General features: G+C 56.4%; 21 protein-coding genes and 1 pseudogene. 11 read left to right on the top strand and 11 right to left on the bottom strand.

Going from position 1 to position 21,097, the window contains the following annotated elements; genetic code table 11:
* Nucleotides 1–170 precede the first annotated feature (170 nt).
* Together GOV89_RS18920 and parC are read right to left on the bottom strand one after the other, a co-directional pair.
* On the bottom strand, nt 171–761 hold the full coding sequence (locus GOV89_RS18920) for a hypothetical protein (RefSeq protein WP_171180722.1): 591 nt from the start codon (nt 759–761) through the stop codon (nt 171–173).
* Nucleotides 762–858: 97 nt separating this feature from the next.
* Nucleotides 859–3,207, bottom strand: coding sequence for a DNA topoisomerase IV subunit A (gene parC / locus GOV89_RS18915; protein ID WP_171238817.1), 2,349 nt, complete (start codon nt 3,205–3,207; stop codon nt 859–861).
* 206 nt (nt 3,208–3,413) lie between these two features.
* On the opposite strand from parC, the gene GOV89_RS18910 reads away from it, so the two are divergent.
* From GOV89_RS18910 to GOV89_RS18885, 6 genes are all read left to right on the top strand, one after another.
* Nucleotides 3,414–4,058 (top strand): SH3 domain-containing protein, encoded by a 645-nt coding sequence (locus GOV89_RS18910; protein ID WP_245223292.1) that lies wholly within the window; start codon nt 3,414–3,416, stop codon nt 4,056–4,058.
* A gap of 69 nt (nt 4,059–4,127) precedes the next feature.
* Nucleotides 4,128–4,955 (top strand): SDR family NAD(P)-dependent oxidoreductase, encoded by an 828-nt coding sequence (locus GOV89_RS18905; RefSeq protein ID WP_171180726.1) that lies wholly within the window; start codon nt 4,128–4,130, stop codon nt 4,953–4,955.
* A gap of 77 nt (nt 4,956–5,032) precedes the next feature.
* Nucleotides 5,033–5,236: a twin transmembrane helix small protein gene (locus GOV89_RS18900; RefSeq protein WP_171180728.1), complete on the top strand. Its 204-nt coding sequence runs from the start codon at nt 5,033–5,035 to the stop codon at nt 5,234–5,236.
* Entirely contained in the window at nt 5,237–5,809 is a 573-nt protein-coding gene (locus GOV89_RS18895; RefSeq protein ID WP_171180731.1) for a cob(I)yrinic acid a,c-diamide adenosyltransferase, read from the top strand.
* A 240-nt stretch (nt 5,810–6,049) separates the two neighbouring features.
* Nucleotides 6,050–6,808 (top strand): electron transfer flavoprotein subunit beta/FixA family protein, encoded by a 759-nt coding sequence (locus GOV89_RS18890; protein WP_171180733.1) that lies wholly within the window; start codon nt 6,050–6,052, stop codon nt 6,806–6,808.
* Nucleotides 6,808–7,737: an electron transfer flavoprotein subunit alpha/FixB family protein gene (locus GOV89_RS18885; RefSeq protein ID WP_171238816.1), complete on the top strand. Its 930-nt coding sequence runs from the start codon at nt 6,808–6,810 to the stop codon at nt 7,735–7,737. Before GOV89_RS18890 ends, GOV89_RS18885 begins: the two co-directional genes overlap by 1 nt.
* 59 nt (nt 7,738–7,796) lie before the next feature.
* On the opposite strand, the gene GOV89_RS18880 is transcribed toward GOV89_RS18885, so the two are convergent.
* On the bottom strand, nt 7,797–8,600 hold the full coding sequence (locus GOV89_RS18880; protein WP_256368558.1) for a DUF6473 family protein: 804 nt from the start codon (nt 8,598–8,600) through the stop codon (nt 7,797–7,799).
* Between the two features lie 163 nt (nt 8,601–8,763).
* Here GOV89_RS18880 and GOV89_RS18875 point away from each other — a divergent pair, with 163 nt between their 5' ends.
* On the top strand, nt 8,764–9,639 hold the full coding sequence (locus tag GOV89_RS18875) for a 3-hydroxybutyryl-CoA dehydrogenase (protein WP_171180737.1): 876 nt from the start codon (nt 8,764–8,766) through the stop codon (nt 9,637–9,639).
* Nucleotides 9,640–9,714: 75 nt separating this feature from the next.
* Here the strand turns inward: GOV89_RS18875 and GOV89_RS18870 are convergent, their stop codons facing one another.
* From GOV89_RS18870 to GOV89_RS18840, 7 genes are read right to left on the bottom strand one after another with little or no spacing between them, the layout of a single operon-like run.
* Nucleotides 9,715–10,614, bottom strand: a complete 900-nt coding sequence (locus GOV89_RS18870) for a lysophospholipid acyltransferase family protein (RefSeq protein WP_171238815.1) — start codon at nt 10,612–10,614, stop codon at nt 9,715–9,717.
* Nucleotides 10,615–10,652: 38 nt separating this feature from the next.
* Nucleotides 10,653–10,922 carry an HPr family phosphocarrier protein gene (locus GOV89_RS18865; protein WP_171096062.1) on the bottom strand — a complete coding sequence of 90 codons (270 nt, stop codon included), beginning with the start codon at nt 10,920–10,922 and terminating at the stop codon, nt 10,653–10,655.
* A gap of 16 nt (nt 10,923–10,938) precedes the next feature.
* The gene (locus GOV89_RS18860) at nt 10,939–11,331 is read right to left on the bottom strand and encodes a PTS sugar transporter subunit IIA (RefSeq protein ID WP_171180741.1); all 393 of its coding nucleotides are present in this window, start codon (nt 11,329–11,331) and stop codon (nt 10,939–10,941) included.
* Complete coding sequence (gene rapZ, locus GOV89_RS18855; protein WP_245223293.1) at nt 11,328–12,209, bottom strand: RNase adapter RapZ; 882 nt, start codon at nt 12,207–12,209, stop codon at nt 11,328–11,330. The genes GOV89_RS18860 and rapZ overlap by 4 nt, the downstream gene beginning before the upstream one ends.
* Nucleotides 12,206–12,676, bottom strand: a complete 471-nt coding sequence (locus GOV89_RS18850; protein WP_171180744.1) for an HPr kinase/phosphorylase — start codon at nt 12,674–12,676, stop codon at nt 12,206–12,208. Before GOV89_RS18850 ends, rapZ begins: the two co-directional genes overlap by 4 nt.
* A 3-nt stretch (nt 12,677–12,679) precedes the next feature.
* Complete coding sequence (locus GOV89_RS18845; protein WP_171180746.1) at nt 12,680–14,398, bottom strand: sensor histidine kinase; 1,719 nt, start codon at nt 14,396–14,398, stop codon at nt 12,680–12,682.
* A gap of 31 nt (nt 14,399–14,429) precedes the next feature.
* Nucleotides 14,430–15,134, bottom strand: a complete 705-nt coding sequence (locus tag GOV89_RS18840; RefSeq protein WP_171180748.1) for a response regulator transcription factor — start codon at nt 15,132–15,134, stop codon at nt 14,430–14,432.
* A gap of 343 nt (nt 15,135–15,477) precedes the next feature.
* Between GOV89_RS18840 and GOV89_RS18835 the strand changes: the two genes are divergently transcribed.
* The 3 genes from GOV89_RS18835 to GOV89_RS18825 all read left to right on the top strand — a co-directional run bounded on the left by GOV89_RS18835 (nt 15,478) and on the right by GOV89_RS18825 (nt 18,307).
* Nucleotides 15,478–17,076, top strand: coding sequence for a phosphoenolpyruvate carboxykinase (locus GOV89_RS18835; RefSeq protein ID WP_171180750.1), 1,599 nt, complete (start codon nt 15,478–15,480; stop codon nt 17,074–17,076).
* A gap of 313 nt (nt 17,077–17,389) precedes the next feature.
* Nucleotides 17,390–17,728: a hypothetical protein gene (locus GOV89_RS18830; protein ID WP_254451550.1), complete on the top strand. Its 339-nt coding sequence runs from the start codon at nt 17,390–17,392 to the stop codon at nt 17,726–17,728.
* 12 nt (nt 17,729–17,740) lie between these two features.
* The gene (locus GOV89_RS18825; RefSeq protein ID WP_245223296.1) at nt 17,741–18,307 is read left to right on the top strand and encodes a hypothetical protein; all 567 of its coding nucleotides are present in this window, start codon (nt 17,741–17,743) and stop codon (nt 18,305–18,307) included.
* Between the two features lie 4 nt (nt 18,308–18,311).
* Here GOV89_RS18825 and GOV89_RS18820 read toward each other — a convergent pair.
* Nucleotides 18,312–19,076: pseudogene (locus GOV89_RS18820) on the bottom strand (TSUP family transporter).
* A gap of 144 nt (nt 19,077–19,220) precedes the next feature.
* Between GOV89_RS18820 and GOV89_RS18815 the strand changes: the two are divergent.
* Nucleotides 19,221–20,912: an acyl-CoA dehydrogenase family protein gene (locus tag GOV89_RS18815; RefSeq protein WP_171180752.1), complete on the top strand. Its 1,692-nt coding sequence runs from the start codon at nt 19,221–19,223 to the stop codon at nt 20,910–20,912.
* Nucleotides 20,913–21,097: the final 185 nt, after the last annotated feature.

The raw sequence follows: 21,097 nt of genomic DNA, 5'->3' as shown, positions 1-21,097 counted from the left end.
CAATCGTGCCGATGTTGACGTGCGGTTTTGTACGCTCAAACTTTTCCTTTGCCATTCCTCAGGCGCCCTTTTGCGATTTGGGGGACCCTTGGTCCCGTGGTTACATCTGCGCGCGCGAGATATTTGGTTCACGGGGGAAAATCAAGCACATCCTGAGGGAAATGCGGCAATCACGCAGGATTTTGCGTGACCTCGGTGGATTCCAGCGGTTGGATCAGGCTCGGACGCTTGTCGAACCAGCCATTCTCTTCATGTTCTTCGGCCAACCATTCTTCGACTCGGTCCGCGACCTTCAGGGCTAGACCGCTCATCTGTTCTTCTTTGGTTCGGGTATTGCCAGAGCCGGTAAGGGCACTTTCACCGGTCGTGTCTTCCAGCACTTGAAACTGTTTCCCCTTGGCCAGAAACTCTTTTTTCTTAACGTCATACACGTTGACCAGCACGATCGCGGTGCTTTTGGGATTGTAAATCACAGGTATCCCAGGGGGTGCCAGCATATACCCCTCAAGGCTGATGCCGATGTCATATTCCTGCGCGCCTTCGTAACGGCCCAATCGAATATCAACCGCGTTCTGAATGGCTTTGGTCCATTCATCTGGTGTGGCGTCGCGCGACACCGGACCCTGCACGGCTTTGTCCGCAAAGGCATAGTTTACGCGCAGTTTGAATTCCCCCAACGACTCAGGCGGTTCATAAACCTGGGTCTGCGTACATGCGCCCATCAGGGCCAATCCGGTAATCAGGGTCAGAATTCGCAACATGTGTCTCTTCTCGATAGGCCTGTTTTACGGGATGTAGCGCACCAACACGGCCTGTGCAAAGTCGTATCAGCAGAAATTGATCGCAGTGGCAGCAGAGTCACGAAAACTTATAGTCCCGAGGGAAGCCGTAAGGTGGTTTTTTCCCAACGCTCGCGCGCTTGGCCAACCATTGGGACATGTCCGCCTCGTGTCGGGTCTTCTCACCGCCCATGGACCATTTCAGCCCTTCTTCCCAGTTGAAGGTGGTGATGTCCGACAACCCGCCATCCAGTTCCAGCGTGCCCTGCCGTCCACGCGCCATGTTGTACTTCTGCAGGCGCACACCCTTGCCACGGGTCATTTCAGGCAGTTCTTCTGTCGGGAAAACCAAGAACTTACCGTTCTGGGATACAACGGCCACGTGGTCGCCATCGACCGGCTTACAGATCATCGCCGTCTCGTCGCCTTTGACGTTCAGCACCTGTTTTCCGTTGCGGGTCTGGGCCAGCACGTCATCTTCGGGAACCATAAACCCATTGCCTGCATCCGAGGCCACCAGCAATTTACGCCCCGGCTTGTGGATTAGGATGTCGATGATCTGGGCCTCGTTCGGCAGGTCAACCATCAGGCGCAGCGGCTCGCCCATTCCCCGTCCACCGGGCAGATTGGCCGCACTGACAGTGTAGAATCGCCCATTCGAAGCAAACACCAGTAGGCGATCCGTAGTTTCCGCGTGGAAAATGAAACGCGGGCCGTCGCCATCTTTAAACTTCAGCTCTCGTTTCAGGTCGATATGGCCGGTCATGGCGCGAATCCAGCCCATCTGAGAGCAGACGACCGTGATCGGCTCCTTATCGATCATTGCCTCAAGCGGAACTTCTTCGACTTGTCCGGCCTCGGCGAACTGCGTGCGACGCGCGCCGCCGTCGTAGTCTTTGCCGAAGGTCTTCTTCGTCTCTTTCAACTGCTCGGCTATTTTCGCCCATTGCAGGGCCGGATCGGCCAGCAGGTCTTCGAGATTGGCGCGCTCCAGCATCAACTCGTCACGTTCGCGGACCAACTCCATCTCTTCCAGACGGCGCAAGCTGCGCAGGCGCATGTTCAGAATGGCGTCGACCTGAACCTCGGACAGTTCGCCCTCACCCGGCTTGGGCGTGACGTAATCAGACTCGTCGGTGGCACGAACGTGGTCGATGCCCCAATCCTCGCGCATCAGCGCGGCTTTGGGGTCGTCGTCATAGCGGATGATGTCGATCACACGATCAAGGTTCAGGAAGGCGACGATAAAGCCCTCCAAGACCTCCAACCGATGGTCGATCTTCGCCATACGGTGACGCGAGCGTCGGATCAGCACCTCTTGCCGGTGATCGAGGAAGGCGCGCAGCACTTCCTTCATCGAACAGACCTTGGGTGTTACCCCATCGATCAGCACGTTCATGTTCAGGCTGAACCGCACTTCAAGGTCCGAGTTGCGATAGAGCATGCCCATCAGCACCTCGGGGTCCACGTTCTTGGAGCGCGGCTCAAGGATCAGTCGGATGTCATCGGCGGATTCGTCGCGCACATCGGCGAGAATCGGGATTTTCTTGGTCTGGATCAGCTCTGCGATCTTTTCGATCAGCTTGGATTTCTGAACCTGATACGGAATTTCAGTGACAATGATCTGCCACTGGCCACGGCCCAAATCTTCGACCTCGTATTTACAACGCAGACGGAACGAACCGCGCCCAGTGCGGTAAGCTTGCGCGATATTCTCGGGCGGCTCAACAATCACGCCTCCGGTCGGGAAGTCCGGTCCAGGCACGTAATTCAGCAACGTATCGTCGCGAGCATCCGGCGTCTTGATCAGATGCAGGCAGGCATCGCACAGCTCGGCAATATTGTGCGGCGGAATGTTCGTTGCCATACCCACAGCGATACCGCTGGCACCATTGGCCAAAAGGTTGGGGAATTGCGCAGGCAACACCACCGGCTCGGTCAGCGTGCCGTCATAGTTGTCGCGGAAATCGACAGCGTCCTCGTTCAGGCCCTCAAGCAGCGCCTCGGCCACGATGGTCATCCGCGCCTCAGTGTAACGAGAGGCAGCAGGGTTATCGCCATCGATATTGCCGAAGTTCCCTTGCCCGTCGACCAACGGGTAACGGACGTTGAAGTCCTGCGCCAATCGCGCCATCGCGTCGTAAATGGCGGCGTCACCGTGCGGGTGATAGTTACCCATCACATCGCCCGAGATCTTGGCGGACTTTCGAAAACCTCCGGTTGCACTGAGTCGCAGTTCCCTCATCGCATAGAGGATTCGCCGGTGTACCGGCTTCAACCCGTCCCGCGCATCAGGCAGAGCACGGTGCATGATGGTGGACAGCGCATAGGTCAGATAGCGCTCACCTATCGCGCGGCGCAGTGGTTCAGCAACCTCGCCCCCATTGTCAGGGGCCTCCATATTGGGGTCGTCGATCGTGTCATTCATACATGATGTGATACGACGCTAGGCTGCCCGGGTAAAGCAAGCAGAGTACATTTTACTGGGGACAAGTCGCGCTTTTTGCAACACGGGGAGGCAAGTGTGTGTTTTCCCCGAATTTTCGACTCGGCCTTACATTTATGCTACCATTCCAACAATTGAATGATTGCTGCCTATTATTGTTGTTACGATTACCTTGGGGGATGTCCTCTATGCGCCTGATACTTGTTACTTTCGCCGCTCTCGGCTGGACGTTTTACGTGATGAGCGGAGGTCCCGACTTTGAACCGCGCGGTGTGCGCGACGCTAAGCCGGAACGCGTTGCTGTTGCAGCCAAACCGGCGACACCGGTCGTCGAACCCACACCAATTGTCAAACCTGAACCGGTTGAGAAACTGGTGATACGGACCTCTGCCGCGTCAGAAAAAGTGGTGCCGACGCCCGTCGAATCCGATGCTCAGCTGGGCGAAGAGGAGACCAAAGCCTTGCTTTCGCAAGTGGCTGCGGGCCTCAAGGCAAACCCGTCGCTGTTCAGCGACGAAAACGTCACTCTGACCCTGGCGTCGCTTGAGCAAGGTTTGGGGTCACTGGAACAAGTCGCAACGGATGCCGAACTGCCAACGGTTGATCTGGCTGCACCAGTTGAACCGCCCAAAGATATCCGCGAAATTTCGGGTACCCGTGTCAATATGCGCGACGGGCCCGGAACCATTTATCCAATCATCGGCAAGGCCCGCATTGGCCAACAGGTCGAAGTCTTAAGCGAATCGGGCACAGGCTGGTTGCGCCTGCGCGTGTTGCCGGGGCAACAGGTTGGATGGATTTCGGCATCACTTGTCCGGAAAACAACAAACTGACGCCGGAGCGTCATTGCCCTGCCGCAAACCCCGCCATAGCTATTGGCGGGGTTCATGTTCGGAAGGCTCATGCAGAAATCGATACTCATTACGGGATGCTCTTCGGGTATAGGCCTGGATGCAGCACACGGTATGCGTGCACGCGGCTGGCGTGTTTTTGCGTCCTGCCGCCAGCAACGCGATTGCGACCGTCTGCGCGCACAAGGCTTTGAAAGCCCCAAAATCGACTATACCGACACCAAGAGCATTACGTCGGGATTATCTTCTGTGCTCGAGGCAACGGGCGGCACTCTGGATGCCTTGTTCAACAACGGCGCCCATGGACTGCCTGGCGCGGTCGAGGACGTGCCTACGGACGGATTACGCCATATCTTTGAAACCAATGTCTTCGGATGGCATGAGCTGACACGCCAGGTGATTCCCGTTATGCGGGAACAGGGTTATGGACGAATAGTTCAGTGTTCTTCGGTTCTGGGCCTTGTCGCCTTCCCCTGGCGTGGGGCCTATGTCGCCACCAAATACGCCATCGAGGGTTTGACCGACACAATGCGGCTTGAACTGCGGGATACCGGAATTCACGTTGTTCTGATCGAACCCGGACCAATCACCTCGAAACTCAGGGAAAAAGCGATCCCGATGTTCGAAAGATTCATTGATTGGGAAAGCTCGGCGTTACGAGAAAAATATGAAGCCTCGCTGTTGAAAAGGCTTTATGAAAGCAGCGGCCCGGATCGTTTCGAACTGCCAGCTTCGGCTGTGACCGACAAACTCGCCCACGCGGCTGAAGCGCGGCGGCCGAAGGCGCGATACTATGTGACGACGCCCACATATGTGGCCGGGATATTGCGCCGAATCTTGCCCACAAAAGCGACCGATCGCATCCTGTCGGACATCTGAGGCGAAATTTCCCGTTCGCTTTTTGACGTCCCAACGCTAGATGGGTCATAATCGAAAAAACCGGACGGTGACTTGAAATGGACCTTTTAATGGTCGTTCTGCTTTTGGCCATGGCGGCAGTTGTCGTAGTGCTGACCCTTGGCATTGCGAATTTCGGCAAAAGCGGCATGGAAGCTGCAAAGAAAAGCAACAAGATGATGCGGCTTCGCATCCTCTTTCAGTTCATTGCCGTGGTGCTGATCGTGCTATTCGTTTACCTGCGCGGACAAGGGGTGCAATAAATGGTCGTTCTCAACAAGATTTACACACGCACAGGTGACGACGGCAAAACCGCTCTGGGCAATGGCGAACGCGTGGCCAAATACGCGGGGCGCGTTGCCGCGTACGGAACGGTAGATGAGTTGAACGCATTTGTCGGTGTGGCCCGAACCGAGGCCCAAGGTGAAACAGATGCAGCATTGTCGCGCATTCAGAATGACCTTTTCGACCTGGGCGCAGATTTTTGTCGCCCCGATATGGATAAGGATTCCGAGGCCGACTATCCACCCCTGCGTATCGTACCCTCTCAGATCGACCGTCTTGAAGCCGAGATTGATGCGATGAACGAAAATCTGGAACCACTGCGCAGTTTCATCCTACCCGGTGGATCACGTCTGGCAGCGCATCTGCACGTGTGTCGTACGGTGTCTCGTCGGGCAGAACGGCTGGCGGTCGAATTGACGAATATGGAGCCGGTCAACGATGTGGCTGTCAAATACCTCAACCGGCTCAGCGACTGGTTCTTTGTCGCGGCTCGCTGCGCGAACGCCAACGGCAAAGACGACGTTTTGTGGGTTCCGGGCGCGAACCGCTGAAAGCGGCGCGGTGGGAAGGCGGCTGTCAAATTTGTGCGCGCCGCAGTCCTTAAAATGCAGAGGCTTCAAACGGCAATCTTTCGCCCTTGTTTGAAAAAAACCGCAAAACGCGACGTCCCGACGCTATGACGTGACGATTTTGCTCTGTTGTGCCACTGCTGCAGGCGCTATCTAGTCCGTCGAGAGCATTGGCAGAGTCGCCTTCGCGGCTTGCCGTTTTTTTGAGGAGCGTACGCAAAAATGAAGGTACTGGTGCCTGTCAAACGCGTGATTGACTACAACGTTAAGGTTCGCGTGAAAGCGGATGGAAGCGGTGTTGATCTCGCCAATGTCAAAATGTCGATGAACCCGTTCGACGAAATTGCTGTTGAAGAGGCGATCCGTCTGAAAGAAGCTGGCAAGGCCGACGAAGTTGTCGCCGTTTCGATCGGCGTCAAGCAGGCGCAGGAAACCCTGCGGACTGCGCTGGCCATGGGCGCCGACCGCGCGATCCTTGTTGTGGCGGCAGACGACGTTCACACCGACATTGAGCCGCTGGCCGTTGCAAAGATCTTGGCCAAAGTGGTCGAGGAAGAGCAGCCTGGCATCGTTCTGGCGGGCAAACAGGCAATCGACAATGACATGAACGCCACCGGCCAAATGTTGTCGGCCCTGCTGGGCTGGTCGCAGGGTACCTTTGCCTCGGAACTGGACATCGAAGGCGACAGCGCCAAGATCACCCGTGAAGTGGACGGCGGCCTGCAGACCATCAGCGTCAAGATGCCGACCATCGTGACAGTTGACCTGCGCCTGAACGAACCGCGTTACGCGTCACTGCCCAATATCATGAAGGCGAAGAAAAAGCCGCTGGATGAGAAAACCGCCGCCGATTACGGCGTGGATGTCAGCCCGCGTCTGGAGATTGTCAAAACCGACGAGCCGCCAGCGCGCGCCGCTGGTATCGTTGTAGGCTCGGTCGACGAGCTGGTCGAGAAACTTAAAGAAGCGGGGGCTGTGTAATGGCTGTACTTCTGCTTGCCGAAGTCAACAATGGTGAACTGGCGCTGGACGCGACTGCAAAAGCCGTCAACGCTGCAAAAACTCTGGGCGATGTGACCGTTCTGGCCGCAGGTGGGTCTGCCGCTGCTGCTGGTGAGGCCGCCGCAAAGATCGACGGCGTGTCCAAGGTTCTGGTTGCCGAAGATGCCTCGCTGGGTCACCGCCTGGCGGAAACGACCGCGGCGCTGATCGTGTCGCTGGCCGACGGGTACGAGCACATCGTTGCCCCTGCAACCACCGACGCCAAAAACGTGATGCCGCGCGTTGCTGCGCTGCTGGACGTGATGGTGATCTCGGATGCGTCCGGTGTAGTTGACGGCTCGACCTTCGAGCGTCCGATCTATGCGGGCAACGCGATCCAGACCGTGAAATCGAACGACGCCAAGAAGGTTGTCACCCTGCGGACCGCCAGCTTTGATGCTGCGGGCGAAGGTGGCTCGGCCCCGGTTGAGACCATTTCTGTCGGTGAAAACCCCGGTCTGTCGGAATGGGTCGAGGACAAGGTTGCCGAGAGCGACCGTCCGGAACTGACCTCGGCAGGCGTTGTTGTCTCCGGCGGCCGTGGCGTCGGCTCGGAAGAGGACTTCAAACTGATCGAAACCCTGGCCGACAAGCTGGGCGCTGCAGTTGGCGCGTCGCGGGCCGCCGTTGACTCGGGCTATGCCCCGAACGACTGGCAGGTGGGTCAGACCGGTAAGGTTGTTGCCCCTGACCTGTATGTCGCCATTGGCATCTCGGGCGCGATCCAGCACCTGGCCGGTATGAAAGACTCCAAGGTCATCGTTGCGATCAACAAGGACGAAGAAGCCCCGATCTTCCAAGTCGCCGACTTCGGACTGGTCGCAGACCTGTTCCAGGCCGTACCAGAACTGACCGAAAAGCTCGGCTGATCAAACAGCGTAAGTTTTCGTCGAAAAACCTTACTGGGCCCGCCTTCTGGCGGGCCTTTTCAGTTTTGGTCCCGCAAAACAGGTAGCAATTTTCCGGCAATCTCACGGTGCGCAGATGGGCCTATCACATGCTCTGCCATTGGCTGTTGCAAGGTTCCAAACAACACATCTTCCAAAGATTCTGATTGCCCTGTCACGCGCACCGAACATTCAACGATACCCGTACACAAGGGCCGAAGCTGATTGATCATTTCGACATCTGGCAAAACGAGGTCGCTGTGCATCCCCTCCTGCCTCTGCACCTCTAGCCAAAGCAGAATGACCGGTGGTTTGATTTGACGTAGAACCTTGGACGTAGTGCGCACCCAAGCCTCTCGCAGTTCTTGAGCAATGACTTCAAATCGCGCGTCTTGCAGTGCGTGCAGCCGCGTTAGCAGATGCCGTACGAAATGGATTTCCGTGAAGTCGACCTCGGGAAATAGCTGTTCCAGATCGTGCGAAGGGGCCAGAAACCGATCATTGCGGCGCGGATGAACCCGGTAAAACCTGTTCGACAAGCACGGCAAGTCAGGTGTTTGCAACACGCAAATTTCGGCCCTGTTTGCCAACTCTAACAGTGCCGGATCAGCAAGTAACGCGTCAGCACCACAAAAAAGGCTACCAAAATTGACACAAGGTCGTCCCAAAAGTTTGGTAAGCTCGGCAGGAAAAGGCTGTTCCACAAAACGGCCAAAGGTTTCCTCTCCACCCAAACACGCAACGAAAGGGTCGCTCAGGTCACTCGGCGGGCCGCGAAACCAGAGTTTGGAGCCCTTGTATTGACAGACGGAGTCCCCGCCCCTGTTCATCTCATGAAAGCTCATCCCAAGCCCCCCACATTTCACCCGGTTGCCATCTTGCGGCCTCAGATGTTGAGAAATTCCTAATGCGCGCTTTTGAAGCAAAATTGACTGGTTCGATCCCCTTGCCGCATGCCCCGGTCTGCCGATACTGTCGCGGTATCCTTCAGGGCAAAGGCAGCTGTACATGGAAGTAAAATCAGTCGGAGTGATTGGCGCAGGTCAGATGGGCAATGGGATTGCCCATGTTCTGGCATTGGCGGAATACGAGGTCTTGCTGAACGATGTCAGCCAGGACGCACTGAATAACGCTGTGTCCACAATTGAAGGGAACATGGCGCGCCAAGCCTCTCGCGGGAAGATCACCGACGCAGAGATGCAGGCCGCGTTGAACCGGATCTCGACCACTTTGGAGTTGCCCCGCCTTGGACAGACCGATCTGGTGATCGAGGCTGCGACCGAACGGGAAACGATCAAGCAGGCGATTTTCGAAGACCTGCAACCACATCTTCTGCCGCATACGATTTTGACGTCCAACACATCGTCTATCTCGATCACACGTCTGGCCAGCCGCACCGACCGGCCAGAGCGTTTCATGGGGTTTCATTTCATGAACCCAGTGCCGGTCATGCAGCTGGTGGAACTGATCCGTGGCATTGCGACGGACGAAGACACATTCAGCGCCTGCAAAGCTGTTGTCGACCGCCTGGGCAAAACGGCTGCTAGTGCCGAAGATTTCCCGGCCTTCATCGTTAACCGCATCCTGATGCCGATGATCAACGAGGCCGTGTACACGCTGTATGAAGGCGTCGGCAGCGTTCAATCCATCGACCAGTCGATGAAGCTGGGCGCGAATCATCCGATGGGACCGCTGGAATTGGCGGACTTCATCGGGCTGGACACCTGTCTGGCAATCATGAATGTCTTGCACGACGGTCTGGCAGACACCAAGTACCGCCCCTGCCCGCTGTTGACTAAATATGTCGAAGCTGGCTGGCTGGGTCGCAAGACCGAGCGTGGGTTTTACGACTATCGCGGAGAGGTTCCGGTACCGACACGTTGATAGTGGGCCAGCCCCCTCACCCGGGTTTCATCCGGGCTCACCCCCGAGGTACTTTTGGCCAGATGAAGACGCGGATCAGGCTTTGTTTGATTGGCCCAAGGACATTGTGCGATTCCGTAGCCATGACATGAAGCCGCGCGGGTCGCGCTCGAGCAGTTCCATGTCTTCATCGCCGATCGGCTCGCCGATAACCGGCGACTGCGGTTTGTTGCAGGATCGTACGATCTCGTGCAGCAGCAAACCCTGACGCAGAATCGGCGACAGTTTATTGGCAATCTGGTACCAGCGCGAGTTGCTGCCCGGGAAGAAAATCGGCAGCACCTGCGCACCCGAGCGGCGGATCATCTTGGCCGTGAAAACGTTCCATTCCCGCTCGATAGCTGGACCAAACCAGTCGTCCGAAGACATCACCACGCCTGACGGGAACAGTGCAACAACGCCGCCGTTCTTTAGGTGCTCCATCGCCTTGCCACGCATCTCGAGCATTTTGGCCTGCGCCTCAGGGTCGTGCGGGAAGGGCACCGGAATCATGAAAGATGTCGCCGCCTCATCAAGTCCGGTCAGGACCGAGCGAGTCAGAATGCGGTAATCGCTGCGGACCCGTCCAATCAGCTCGGCCAGGATCATACCATCGACCATACCGTGCGGATGGTTGGCGACCACAACGACGGGACCGGTTTTGGGAATCCGGGCAATCTGTTCCTGCGGTGTGGTCAGGTCGATACCCATAGTCGTAAGGGCACCACCCCAGAACCTCTGGCCGCGATAGTATTCGTTCTTTTTCTCGAATTTGTTGACCATTCGCAAAATGGTCAGCTTGCCGGTGCACCATTCGATGGCCCGAATGGCGGTTGAGGTCCAGGCATCATCGAACGAGTTCGCATATGTCAGGGTTCTACGGTCGTAGATTTCGCCCTCATCCGCGGTCCCATCCACCACCGGGCTTGTCTTGGTCTCGTGCGTCGTTTCCGCCAATTCCTGGTCTTCCCGTTTTCATGTCGCGGCGGGGCGGATTAAAACCCCTCTCCGAACTTGTCGTTCACAAGCGCTTCCAGAGCTTCCGCCAATGCCTCAGCATCCGGCCCGGACGTCTCGACGTCAATAGTTGTTCCGCGCGAGGCTGCCAACATCAAAAGACCCATAATACTGTCACCTGAAGCAGAAAGTCCGTCTTTTGACACCTCGGCACGGGCATCGAACCCTTCCACGACCTCAACCAGCTTTGCCGAGGCGCGGGCGTGAAGGCCCTTTTCATTGATAATTTTAAGGCTTCGGTTGGTCATAGTCGTCAATCCGATTTTATTCTAATGTCACATTTTGTGCATTTATGTATTTCCGTCCAGCCTCCATCGCCTGACGCACAGCATCGCCGATGGGCAGGTGGCGGCTTTTGGCCAATTTGATCAACATAGGCAGATTGGCACCATAAAGAATCCGCCGATCCTGAGGTGCGCAGGCTCTTAAGCTGAGATTCGATGGGCTTCCGCCAAACAAATCTGTGACAACCACGACGCCATCGCCCATGTCTACGCTGTCGGCCGCCTGGCAGATCTCGGCTTGTTTCTTGTCGCGGTCGTGCTCGGCTTCGATCGCAATAGCCACCAGGCCGGGTTGCGGCCCGACCACATGCTGTGTGGCGGCCAGATATTCCTGAGCCAACCCCCCATGCGCAACGATCACAATTCCGATCAATCCGACCTCACATTCAACGTCCGGCGTTCCATCTCGCGATGCCTAATTGCCACTTGCTGACCGCCTTCGGCAAGGGCCTTTGCGACTGCTTCGGCCATTGCAACGGATCGGTGTTGCCCCCCGGTACACCCAAAGGCCACGGACAGGTGCGCTTTGCCTTCTGCCCGAAATGCGGGCAGCAGCAAAGTAAGCAGGTCCATTACTCGTTCAAAAAACGGCAAATAGGTCGTGTCCGATTGCACATAGTGCGCGACATCAGGATGTCGACCATCGGCCGCCCGCAATTCGGGACGCCAATACGGGTTGGCAAGAAACCGGCAGTCGAACACCATGTCCAACCCGCGCGGTAGCCCGCGTTTATACGAGAAAGACTCGATTGATACCGCAAGGTGCCGCCCGCCTTTAGGCGCAAACCAGGTCTCGACCTCTTCGCGCAGCTGATGGACGTTGAGAAGACTGGTGTCGATCAGGGTATCCGCAATCTCGCGGATCGGGGCCAACAGTTCTTTTTCACGCTGGATGCCCGTTTCGGGGCTGGCATTTCTGGCGACGGGGTGACGGCGGCGGGTTTCCGAAAACCGACGCAACAGAACGTCATCGCTGCAATCCAGGTACAATACCGTTAGATCGACCTGCGCCATTCGGCCCAGCTTTTCTGCAAGCTCGATAAACCTGATTGTCGAAAAGTCCCGATTGCGAGCATCAACACCCAACGCCATCGGGCGGTCGCTGTCCGCGCTATCGAGCAGGCGCATCAGCAGCCCCATGGGCAGATTGTCGATGGCTTCAAAACCAAGGTCTTCGAGAACATGAATTGCGGTAGACCGACCAGCCCCCGAAGGGCCTGTGACCAATACGATCCGCCGTTGTGAAATCATGTGTTCGGCCATTCCGGATTTACACGCCCATTTTTTAGCAGCTGCATCAACGCTGCAGCCAAATTGGGGACGCCAGCACCGCGAAGCAAGGGAACAGTTTGCCTCAGGACCTGAACAGTGAATTGTTCGGGCAGGCGTTGTGGTTCGCTCTGGTCCAGATCGACGACGTAATCGATCGGAACTGGCCCGGTTGCTTCGGCCCTGAGCAGGCCGATGTAACGCGCCTCGATCAAGTTACGGATTTGCGAAACAGCGGACGCAACGATCTGTTCATCGTGCATCTGTAGAATCACACGGTCATCTGCAACCAGGTCAGCCCCATAGGCCATCAGCTGCAACGCCAACTCAGATTTCCCAGCACCAGAAGCCCCGATGATCAACACGCCACGCTGTTCTACCGATACACAAGACGCATGAACGCACGCCCTGTCACGGTTGTTGGCCTCTGACAGTAAGAAGATTTGCATTTCTCAAACAGGCAGCCCCACGACAAATCGTGCGCCCAGCGGATCAGAGGTGATGTCTGCCTCGGTCGGGCGTATGTTTTCGGCCCAGATCACGCCGCCATGGGCTTCGATAATCTGCTTTGAGATCGCCAGCCCAAGACCTGAGTTATTGCCAAAGTGCTCTGCAGGACGCTGCGAATAGAATCGCTTGAACACTTTCGTTAGCGCTTGTTCGGGGATGCCTGGGCCCGTGTCCTCGACCACAACCAGCACTCGGTTGTCGCGCTGACGGACCCAAACACGAATAGCATCGTTTTCTTCGCAGAATGAAATCGCGTTTGTGATGAGGTTTACAAATACCTGCGCCAACCTTGCTTCGAGCCCGTTGATGACAATGGGTTCGGACGGCAGGTCAGTTATATAGTCGATACCTTTGGACCGGGCGTCCTCACCCAAGTATTGGCCAAGGTTGCCCAGCAGTTTGAGCAGATCAAATGGCTGCTCTGCTTCTTTTACCAATTCCGCGTCCAGACGCGATGCGTTCGAGATATCGCTGACCAGGCGATCCAGACGACGGACATCGTGTTCGATCACATCCAGCAGCTTGTCGCGCTGATCCTCTCTTTTAACCATACGCAATGTGCCGACAGCGGATTGCAGACTGGCCAGAGGGTTCTTGATTTCGTGGGCAACATCGGCCGCGAACTGCTCGTTTGCGTCGATCCGATTATAAAGTGCGGTCACCATGCCACGCAGGGCGCGGCTGAGCCGTCCGATTTCGTCCGGCCGAGCGCTAAGGTCCGGGATACGGATACGACCGGGATTAACCCCTGTGCCACGATCCTTGCCCATTTCAGCCGCTGCCGCCAAATCCGCCAATGGGTTGGCGATGGTTGAGGCCAGAACCAAACTTAGCCCCACAGAGACAAGCAGGGCCACCACAAACATCTGAAGGATGCGCTCTTGTTCGCGGCGGGCAAGCGCGTCAATTTCCCCTGCCGGACCTGTGATGGCAACCGCGCCCGCTGGGTTGCCTTCGTACAGGATCGGAGCAGCGGCAACAATCACTGTGTCACCCGCGCTATCCTGCACCGCCTGAACCTGTGTTTGCCCGGTAAGAGCCTGCGGAATAATTGTTTGGACTCGCTGCGCCAAGGTCGGAGATTCAGTTTCGGTCGACCAGTTGAATATGTTCGACAGCCCAATCCAAACCGCATTCAATGTGTCGCTGATGACGGTGCCGCCAGTCTGTACTTCGGTGCTTGTACGCAGAAGCACGGGCATATCGGACGCTTGTGGCACGCCGCGTGTCCACCCGATCAAGGTGCCGCTGGCGTCGTACACAAAAACCTCGCCGCCTTCGGGCAGCGTCAGCCCTGAAAGCGTGTCCTTGACGTCCAGGTTTCCGGCATTTTGCGCAGATATCTGCGCCCCCTGCCGCAGCTGGGTTTCAAAAACGTTGCTGACCAGCTGCGCATCACCCAGCAGATTGCGGGCGGTTTGCTGCACCTTTTCTTTGCGCGAATCGTCCAGATACAGCAGCCCTGTGACCAAAATCACCAAGGCGATCAGGTTGAAAGTGATAATTTTGCGCGCCAAGGGTGAACCGCGCAGAGAAAACAGGTTTCTCCGGGACCGCTTCTCTCTCAGCTCGGCGGATTCGAAATCCTGTGGGATGACCCAGTCATCCCCAAGAACGACATCACCGTCGCGCAGTTCTCTGGTTTCTTCGGTGTCGCGCACGAGAGCCCATTACCTCTTGCAGGCGTCGCGCCTATTCTTCGTTGTAACGATAACCGATACCATACAGGGTTTCGATCGCCGAGAACTCTGGGTCGGCTGCGCGCATTTTCTTACGTAGGCGTTTAATGTGGCTGTCGATTGTCCGATCGTCCACATAAACCTGATCATCATAAGCCACATCCATCAACTGATCGCGGCTTTTGACAAATCCCGGACGCTGGGCAAGCGCTTGCAACAACAAGAACTCGGTCACAGTGAGGGATACATCATTCCCCTTCCAGCTTACAGCATGGCGCAACGGATCCATCCGCAAGTCGCCGCGCTCCATAACCTTCGTGTCAGCGCTGTTGGCGGCGACTGCATCTCCGCTTGTCGCCTCTTGTCGGCGCAACAAAGCACGGATGCGTTCAACCAGCAAACGTTGCGAAAAAGGCTTTTTCACGTAGTCATCTGCGCCCATGCGCAGACCCAGAACCTCGTCGATCTCGTCATCTTTCGAGGTCAGGAAAATCACCGGCATCTGCGTTTTCTGGCGCAGCCGCTGCAGCAGATCCATGCCGTCCATACGCGGCATTTTTATATCGAGCACAGCCATATCCGGCAGCTTTTTGTTGAACGCATCCAACGCGGCCTGGCCATCATTATAAGTTTCAACCTCGAAACCTTCGGCTTCAAGTGTCATGGATACGGACGTTAGAATGTTTCTATCGTCATCCACCAGTGCAATCTTTGACATCGGGCTCACCCCTATTCCTGCTCACTCGCGCAATAATTCGCTTATTTGTAAGGCATTGTTGGCGGTTTTAAGACGCCGAATCAATCCGTAACCGCGAATCGTGCCTTTGTTGCGGCAGGTCTGCGGCAAATTTGCCTTGATGCCCGCAAAAATCTGCCCGCTTTTCGAACATTGAATTGGTGGTGGCGCTAAACTCGGACTTGGTTGCGCTAACTGCGTCAACCCGCCTGTTCATGTCCCAAACGACCGTGATAAGAGGCGCCCAGCCGCCGGTTTTTACCGGCTCACTGCCCCAATGGCGCACACGGCCAAAGCCTACGCGCCGCCACAGGAGAAGACAAACATGACATCTGGACGGGTTAACCCGCAATTCCGCCTCGAAGATCAGGGCATCGAGGGTCTGGGCAATGTCTATTACAACTTCATGGAACCAGCGTTGATCGAAGAAGCGCTGAAGCGCGGCGAAGGTACACTTGGCAATGGTGGTGCGTTTCTGGTCACCACCGGTAAGTTCACTGGTCGCTCGCCGAAGGACAAGCACGTCGTTAAAACAGATAGTGTCGCGGACACCATCTGGTGGGAAAACAACGCCGAAATGAGCCCCGAAGGCTTTGACGCGCTGTACGAAGACATGCTGGCCCATATGAAAGGTCGCGACTACTTTGTTCAGGATCTCGTTGGCGGCGCTGACCCCGCATACGCGATCAACGTGCGCATGGTCACCGAGCTGGCATGGCACAATCTGTTCATCCGCCACCTGCTGCGCCGACCGGATCGCGAGGATCTGGATGACTTCACAGCCGACTTTACCATTATCAACTGCCCGAGTTTCCAGGCCGACCCGGCCAAGCACGGCTGCCGCAGCGAGACTGTGATCGCGCTGAACTTTGATCGTAAACTGATTTTGATCGGCGGAACTGAATACGCAGGTGAGAACAAGAAGTCCGTCTTCACACTGCTGAACTACATGCTGCCGGAAAAAGGCGTGATGCCGATGCACTGCTCGGCCAACCACGCTGTTGGCAACCCGGTCGACACCGCCGTGTTCTTCGGCCTGTCGGGGACCGGCAAAACAACTCTGTCCGCTGACCCCGCCCGAGTGTTGATCGGCGACGACGAACATGGCTGGTCGGATCGCGGCACCTTCAACTTTGAAGGCGGTTGTTATGCCAAAACAATCAACCTGAACGCCGAGGCCGAGCCAGAAATCTACGCGACCACCAGCAAGTTCGGCACCGTGATTGAGAACATGGTATTCGACCCCGAAACCAAAGAGCTGGATTTCGACGACGATTCGCTGACCGCAAATATGCGCTGCGCTTACCCGCTGGAGTACATATCCAACGCCTCCAACAGCGCCTTGGGGGGCCATCCCAAGAACATCATCATGCTGACCTGCGATGCGTTTGGCGTGCTTCCTCCGATCGCGCGACTGACCCCGGCGCAAGCGATGTATCACTTCCTGTCTGGTTTCACGTCGAAAGTTGCAGGTACGGAACGCGGCGTCACCGAACCCCAGCCCACATTCTCGACCTGCTTTGGCGCGCCTTTCATGCCGCGTCGGCCGGAAGAATACGGCAACCTTCTGCGCGACAAGATAGCCCAGCATGGCGCGACCTGCTGGCTGGTGAACACCGGCTGGACCGGCGGCGCTTATGGCGTAGGCAGCCGGATGCCCATCAAGGCGACCCGCGCTCTGTTGACTGCGGCCCTGGATGGGTCACTGCGCGATGCTGAATTCCGCAAGGATGCCAATTTCGGTTTTGACGTGCCTGTCTCGGTGCCGGGAGTGGCCGAGGTTCTGCTGGACCCGCGCCGCACATGGGACGATCAGGCGGCGTTCGACAAACAGGCGGAAAAACTGGTTCAGATGTTTGCCGAGAACTTCGAGCAGTACCTGCCGTTCATCGATGACGACATCAAAGCCGTTGCAATCGGCTAGCAAGTAAAGGGGCCTACGGGCCCCTTTTTCTTGCGCGGCGTCATTCTTTGATATCAACCTTTGATTGTATGTCACAAAAAGCACATACAAGTGCGTTGTTTCAAATTGCGATCTGCGGTACCCATAGGGTTCGAAGGGACGAAAAAGCCCGGCACGTCAGCGCCGGGCATTGACTGAAAGGACTTTGTGGCAGCTCAAACGCGCACACTCACAATGCAGAATTGAGCAACCTAATCAGGTGCCTAGTCTATGTAAATGGGGATGAGTGTCAATATGGGACTACCTGGTTTGTATTGAAACCGGGGTGTCCCAAATGGTCGCAGACTGGCGATCGTTGGCACAGGAAATTGCAGGTAAGAACATGACAGAAATCTCGAAACTCACCGAACTTCGCAAACTGATGCAAAGCATGGAGCGGACGCTGGGTCTGGAAAAACTATCTCCGGTTGAGCGCGACATCTATTACGCCGCAGAAGAGCTTTCCAAGTCCGATCAGGAAGTGCGCACGTTTGGTTTGATCGAGCATACATTGGTTCAAAGCGTATCGCGCCCGACTTTTTTCCGCGCCCTGAAATCCTTGGTGGAAAAAGGCTATCTTTCACAAAGCGGCAGCGCCAACCGGGGGCGGTATATCGTTAATGCTCCCAATTGACGCCTGCAACATATGCGCGATGCGGTGATCGCAGTGCGCGCCTGGGCGATTGATACGTTTGCGGCCTCATTGGCCTATGTCGTGGCGTCATTCCTGACCTTCGCCGTTCTGATGCCGCTCCAGAACATGTATTTTCCCGAATACCCAAGCCGGGCCAGCCTGCTGTTTTTGCCACATGGCGTGCGGGTTCTTTCTGCTTGGCTACTAGGGTGGCGCGCGATTTTTGCCTTGTTGCCAGGCGTCTTCATCGTTTTTGCTTATTTGGGGGGTACGGACGTTTTCCTGTCCAGTCGCCTGCTGGCCATTGCCATTGCAGTCACCACGGTTCCAGCAGTGTTTTATCTGTTAAAGGCTGTGGGGTGGGATTTGTTCCCGCGCCCTGATCGCAAACCATGTTGGGTTTGCATCATGGGAGTGGGTGTAATCACGTCCTTTCTTGTCTCAGGGCTGACAAATCTGGCCTTTGGCAGTGAAACCGTCGAATATATTGCCTTTTTGATCGGGGATATCTCGGGCTTGTTCTTCTTAATGCTGGGGCTCTATTTCGCATTCCGCTTTGCCGATAGACGTACGGGTTGAGACATCACCCCAACAGACCGCGCCGCAGCAGGTTCAACCCAGCCACCAGCAATACAAGTAAAGTCGCTTTGCGAAAGCTGGCCTGGTCAATCCGGTCCTGCAGTTTGAAGCCGACCCACATTCCAGCCATAGCCGGTAAGATCAGTATCGCGGAAAACGAAATTGTTTCCGTCCGCAAGATGCCGGATCCTAAATGAGCGGCTACAAGTAGCAGCGCACCTAGTCCATAAATAACACCCTGAATGCGGATCTGTTCCGACTTGGGTGTATTCAAGGCCATCAGGTAAGCCACTGTTGGCGGCCCCCAAACACCAGACATACCGCCCGCAAAACCCGCTTACCCTCTCATGGCAGCCTCAATTCTAGGCGACGGTTGGTTCAGTACCAGACGGACCCCCAGAACTTGAAACAGGCAGAAAACGGAAACAAGACCGCCAATCAAAAGCAACGAAACGGAACTGGGCACCATGGTGACTAGTTGCGCGCTCAGAACCAACATGAGGCCACCGACGATCAGGAACACGCGAAAGTTCAAGACCGAGGAATAAGCGGCGACCGCGCCTCCGCGCAATGCCTGAAGTCCATTCGTCACAAGCGTTGGCAGGATAAGCCCAGCCAAGGTCAACTCCGGGGTAAGAAAAGAATTCAACCCGGACACCATGACCATGGGCATGGCGAAACCAACAATACCCTTTATCCACCCCGCGGCAAAAGCAATGGCCATGGCAAGCATCAGGTCCTGCGGGGAAAGAATGGAAAACAAGGTCATTCCCCCTAGATACCATCTGGAATTTCTTCTGCATTGCAAAAATGATCAGGTAATTTTTGAACTTTTTCGCAGCGTAATAAGTATTTTTGTTGCGCTGCACGTGCAGCATGATATGACCAGACGACCCAGGAAAGGACGCGATTCATGGCCCACGACGGACAGGATATGACCGAGATGACAACTGCTGCAGTTTTGCCCGATCTTCTGGATTTAACCCGAGCCGCTGTGCCTGCGGTGGAGGCAGTATTTGAAAAAGCCCGCGAGTCTGTGCGCGGCATGGTCACTGCGGATGGCCGCGTGTCTGGCTCCCTTATTGAAGCGAACCAGACTGCTGCGCACGGCTTGGCTTGGCTCGCCACTTACACCCAATCGCTGCAACAGATGCAACGTTGGGCAGAAGCGCTGCAAGCCGAGGGAAAATTCGGCGAGCTTGAGCAGCTGCTGCACCAGATCGCCTTTGGCGAATATCTGCATCAGGTCGCAGGTGGCATCCCGATGAATCAAGGCGAAGTCGTCCGCCTTCAGGATATGGGCCTTGGCTGGGACGCGCTGTCGGGCTTTCAGTCTAGCGAAGTTCAAACTCTGATGGCGCAGGCCAACTCTCAGGCGGCGCGCAGCCGTTTGGTCGAACTGATGCAGGATCAGGCGGGTGCCACCATGTTCGGCAACTCTGGTCTGGACGAAGAGCTTGAGATGATCCGCGACCAATTCCGACGCTACGCGCAGGAGAAGGTCGAGCCCCACGCCCATGAATGGCACCTGAAGGATGAGCTGATCCCGCTGGAAATCATCGAAGAGCTGGCGGAAATGGGCGTGTTCGGCCTGACCATCCCAGAGGAATTCGGCGGATTTGGCCTGTCCAAGGCGTCGATGTGCGTAGTTTCAGAAGAACTGTCGCGCGGCTATATCGGCGTCGGTTCGTTGGGCACCCGGTCCGAAATTGCAGCCGAGCTGATCATCGCCGGCGGCACGGACGAGCAGAAAGCCAACTGGCTGCCAAAACTGGCCAGCGCCGAAATCCTGCCCACCGCCGTGTTCACCGAGCCCAACACCGGGTCGGATCTTGGCAGCCTGCGCACGCGTGCTGTGAAGGATGAAAACGGCGACTATAAGATCACCGGCAACAAGACCTGGATTACCCACGCGGCACGCACCCATGTGATGACCTTGCTGGCGCGGACAAACCCCGACAGCACCGACCACCGAGGCCTGTCGATGTTCCTGGCCGAAAAGACCCCGGGCACAGACGAGAATCCCTTCCCAACCCCCGGCATGACTGGCGGCGAGATCGAAGTTCTGGGCTATCGCGGTATGAAAGAATACGAGCTGGGCTTTGACGGCTTCCACGTCAAAGGTGAAAACCTGCTGGGCGGCGAAGAAGGCAAGGGTTTCAAGCAGTTGATGGAAACCTTCGAATCTGCCCGCATCCAGACCGCTGCACGCGCCATCGGTGTGGCGCAAAGCGCGCTGGATATCGCAATGCAGTACGCGATCGACCGCAAACAGTTCGGCAAATCACTGATCAACTTCCCACGCGTGTCCGGCAAGCTGGCAATGATGGCGGTCGAGATCATGATTGCACGTCAGCTGACCTATTTCAGCGCGTGGGAGAAAGACCACGGCCAGCGCTGTGACCTTGAAGCCGGTATGGCCAAGTTGCTGGGCGCCCGTGTGGCTTGGGCCGCTGCCGATAACGGGCTACAGATTCACGGCGGCAACGGTTTTGCGCTGGAATACAAGATCAGCCGCGTCCTGTGTGACGCGCGCATTCTCAACATTTTCGAAGGGGCCGCTGAAATTCAGGCGCAGGTTATCGCACGCCGACTGCTTGGGTAACTGCTTTCAGCATCCCGTTTCCCCAACTGACCCGGCCTTTGCGCCGGGTCTTTTTCTTGATGCAATGGCATTGCAAGGGCAGCCACTGATGTACTTTCAGTAAACAGAGAAAATCCGGCGCACTTCCGCTGTGCAGCGCTGAACTCTGCAAACTTCCCCTTTGCATCTGTTTGGAACCCCGGTAC

The sequence above is a fragment of the Ruegeria sp. HKCCA5763 genome (genome assembly GCF_013034545.1).
In the GTDB taxonomy this organism is placed as follows: Bacteria; Pseudomonadota; Alphaproteobacteria; order Rhodobacterales; family Rhodobacteraceae; genus Ruegeria.
This window is presented reverse-complemented; position numbering and strand designations above follow the sequence as displayed.

What these genes read in the sequence shown, in the direction of transcription:
- GOV89_RS18920 (WP_171180722.1), bottom strand. Translation starts at nt 761, where the DNA reads ATGTTGCGAATTCTGACCCTGATTACCGGATTGGCCCTGATGGGCGCA.
- GOV89_RS18840 (WP_171180748.1), bottom strand. Translation starts at nt 15,134, where the DNA reads ATGTCAAAGATTGCACTGGTGGATGACGATAGAAACATTCTAACGTCC.
- GOV89_RS18830 (WP_254451550.1), top strand. Translation starts at nt 17,390, where the DNA reads ATGGTCGCAGACTGGCGATCGTTGGCACAGGAAATTGCAGGTAAGAAC.
- GOV89_RS18825 (WP_245223296.1), top strand. Translation starts at nt 17,741, where the DNA reads ATGCGCGATGCGGTGATCGCAGTGCGCGCCTGGGCGATTGATACGTTT.
- rapZ (WP_245223293.1), bottom strand. Translation starts at nt 12,209, where the DNA reads ATGATTTCACAACGGCGGATCGTATTGGTCACAGGCCCTTCGGGGGCT.
- GOV89_RS18890 (WP_171180733.1), top strand. Translation starts at nt 6,050, where the DNA reads ATGAAGGTACTGGTGCCTGTCAAACGCGTGATTGACTACAACGTTAAG.
- GOV89_RS18900 (WP_171180728.1), top strand. Translation starts at nt 5,033, where the DNA reads ATGGACCTTTTAATGGTCGTTCTGCTTTTGGCCATGGCGGCAGTTGTC.
- GOV89_RS18815 (WP_171180752.1), top strand. Translation starts at nt 19,221, where the DNA reads ATGGCCCACGACGGACAGGATATGACCGAGATGACAACTGCTGCAGTT.
- GOV89_RS18880 (WP_256368558.1), bottom strand. Translation starts at nt 8,600, where the DNA reads ATGAGCTTTCATGAGATGAACAGGGGCGGGGACTCCGTCTGTCAATAC.
- parC (WP_171238817.1), bottom strand. Translation starts at nt 3,207, where the DNA reads ATGAATGACACGATCGACGACCCCAATATGGAGGCCCCTGACAATGGG.
- GOV89_RS18910 (WP_245223292.1), top strand. Translation starts at nt 3,414, where the DNA reads ATGCGCCTGATACTTGTTACTTTCGCCGCTCTCGGCTGGACGTTTTAC.
- GOV89_RS18885 (WP_171238816.1), top strand. Translation starts at nt 6,808, where the DNA reads ATGGCTGTACTTCTGCTTGCCGAAGTCAACAATGGTGAACTGGCGCTG.
- GOV89_RS18865 (WP_171096062.1), bottom strand. Translation starts at nt 10,922, where the DNA reads ATGACCAACCGAAGCCTTAAAATTATCAATGAAAAGGGCCTTCACGCC.
- GOV89_RS18895 (WP_171180731.1), top strand. Translation starts at nt 5,237, where the DNA reads ATGGTCGTTCTCAACAAGATTTACACACGCACAGGTGACGACGGCAAA.
- GOV89_RS18835 (WP_171180750.1), top strand. Translation starts at nt 15,478, where the DNA reads ATGACATCTGGACGGGTTAACCCGCAATTCCGCCTCGAAGATCAGGGC.
- GOV89_RS18850 (WP_171180744.1), bottom strand. Translation starts at nt 12,676, where the DNA reads ATGCAAATCTTCTTACTGTCAGAGGCCAACAACCGTGACAGGGCGTGC.
- GOV89_RS18875 (WP_171180737.1), top strand. Translation starts at nt 8,764, where the DNA reads ATGGAAGTAAAATCAGTCGGAGTGATTGGCGCAGGTCAGATGGGCAAT.
- GOV89_RS18905 (WP_171180726.1), top strand. Translation starts at nt 4,128, where the DNA reads ATGCAGAAATCGATACTCATTACGGGATGCTCTTCGGGTATAGGCCTG.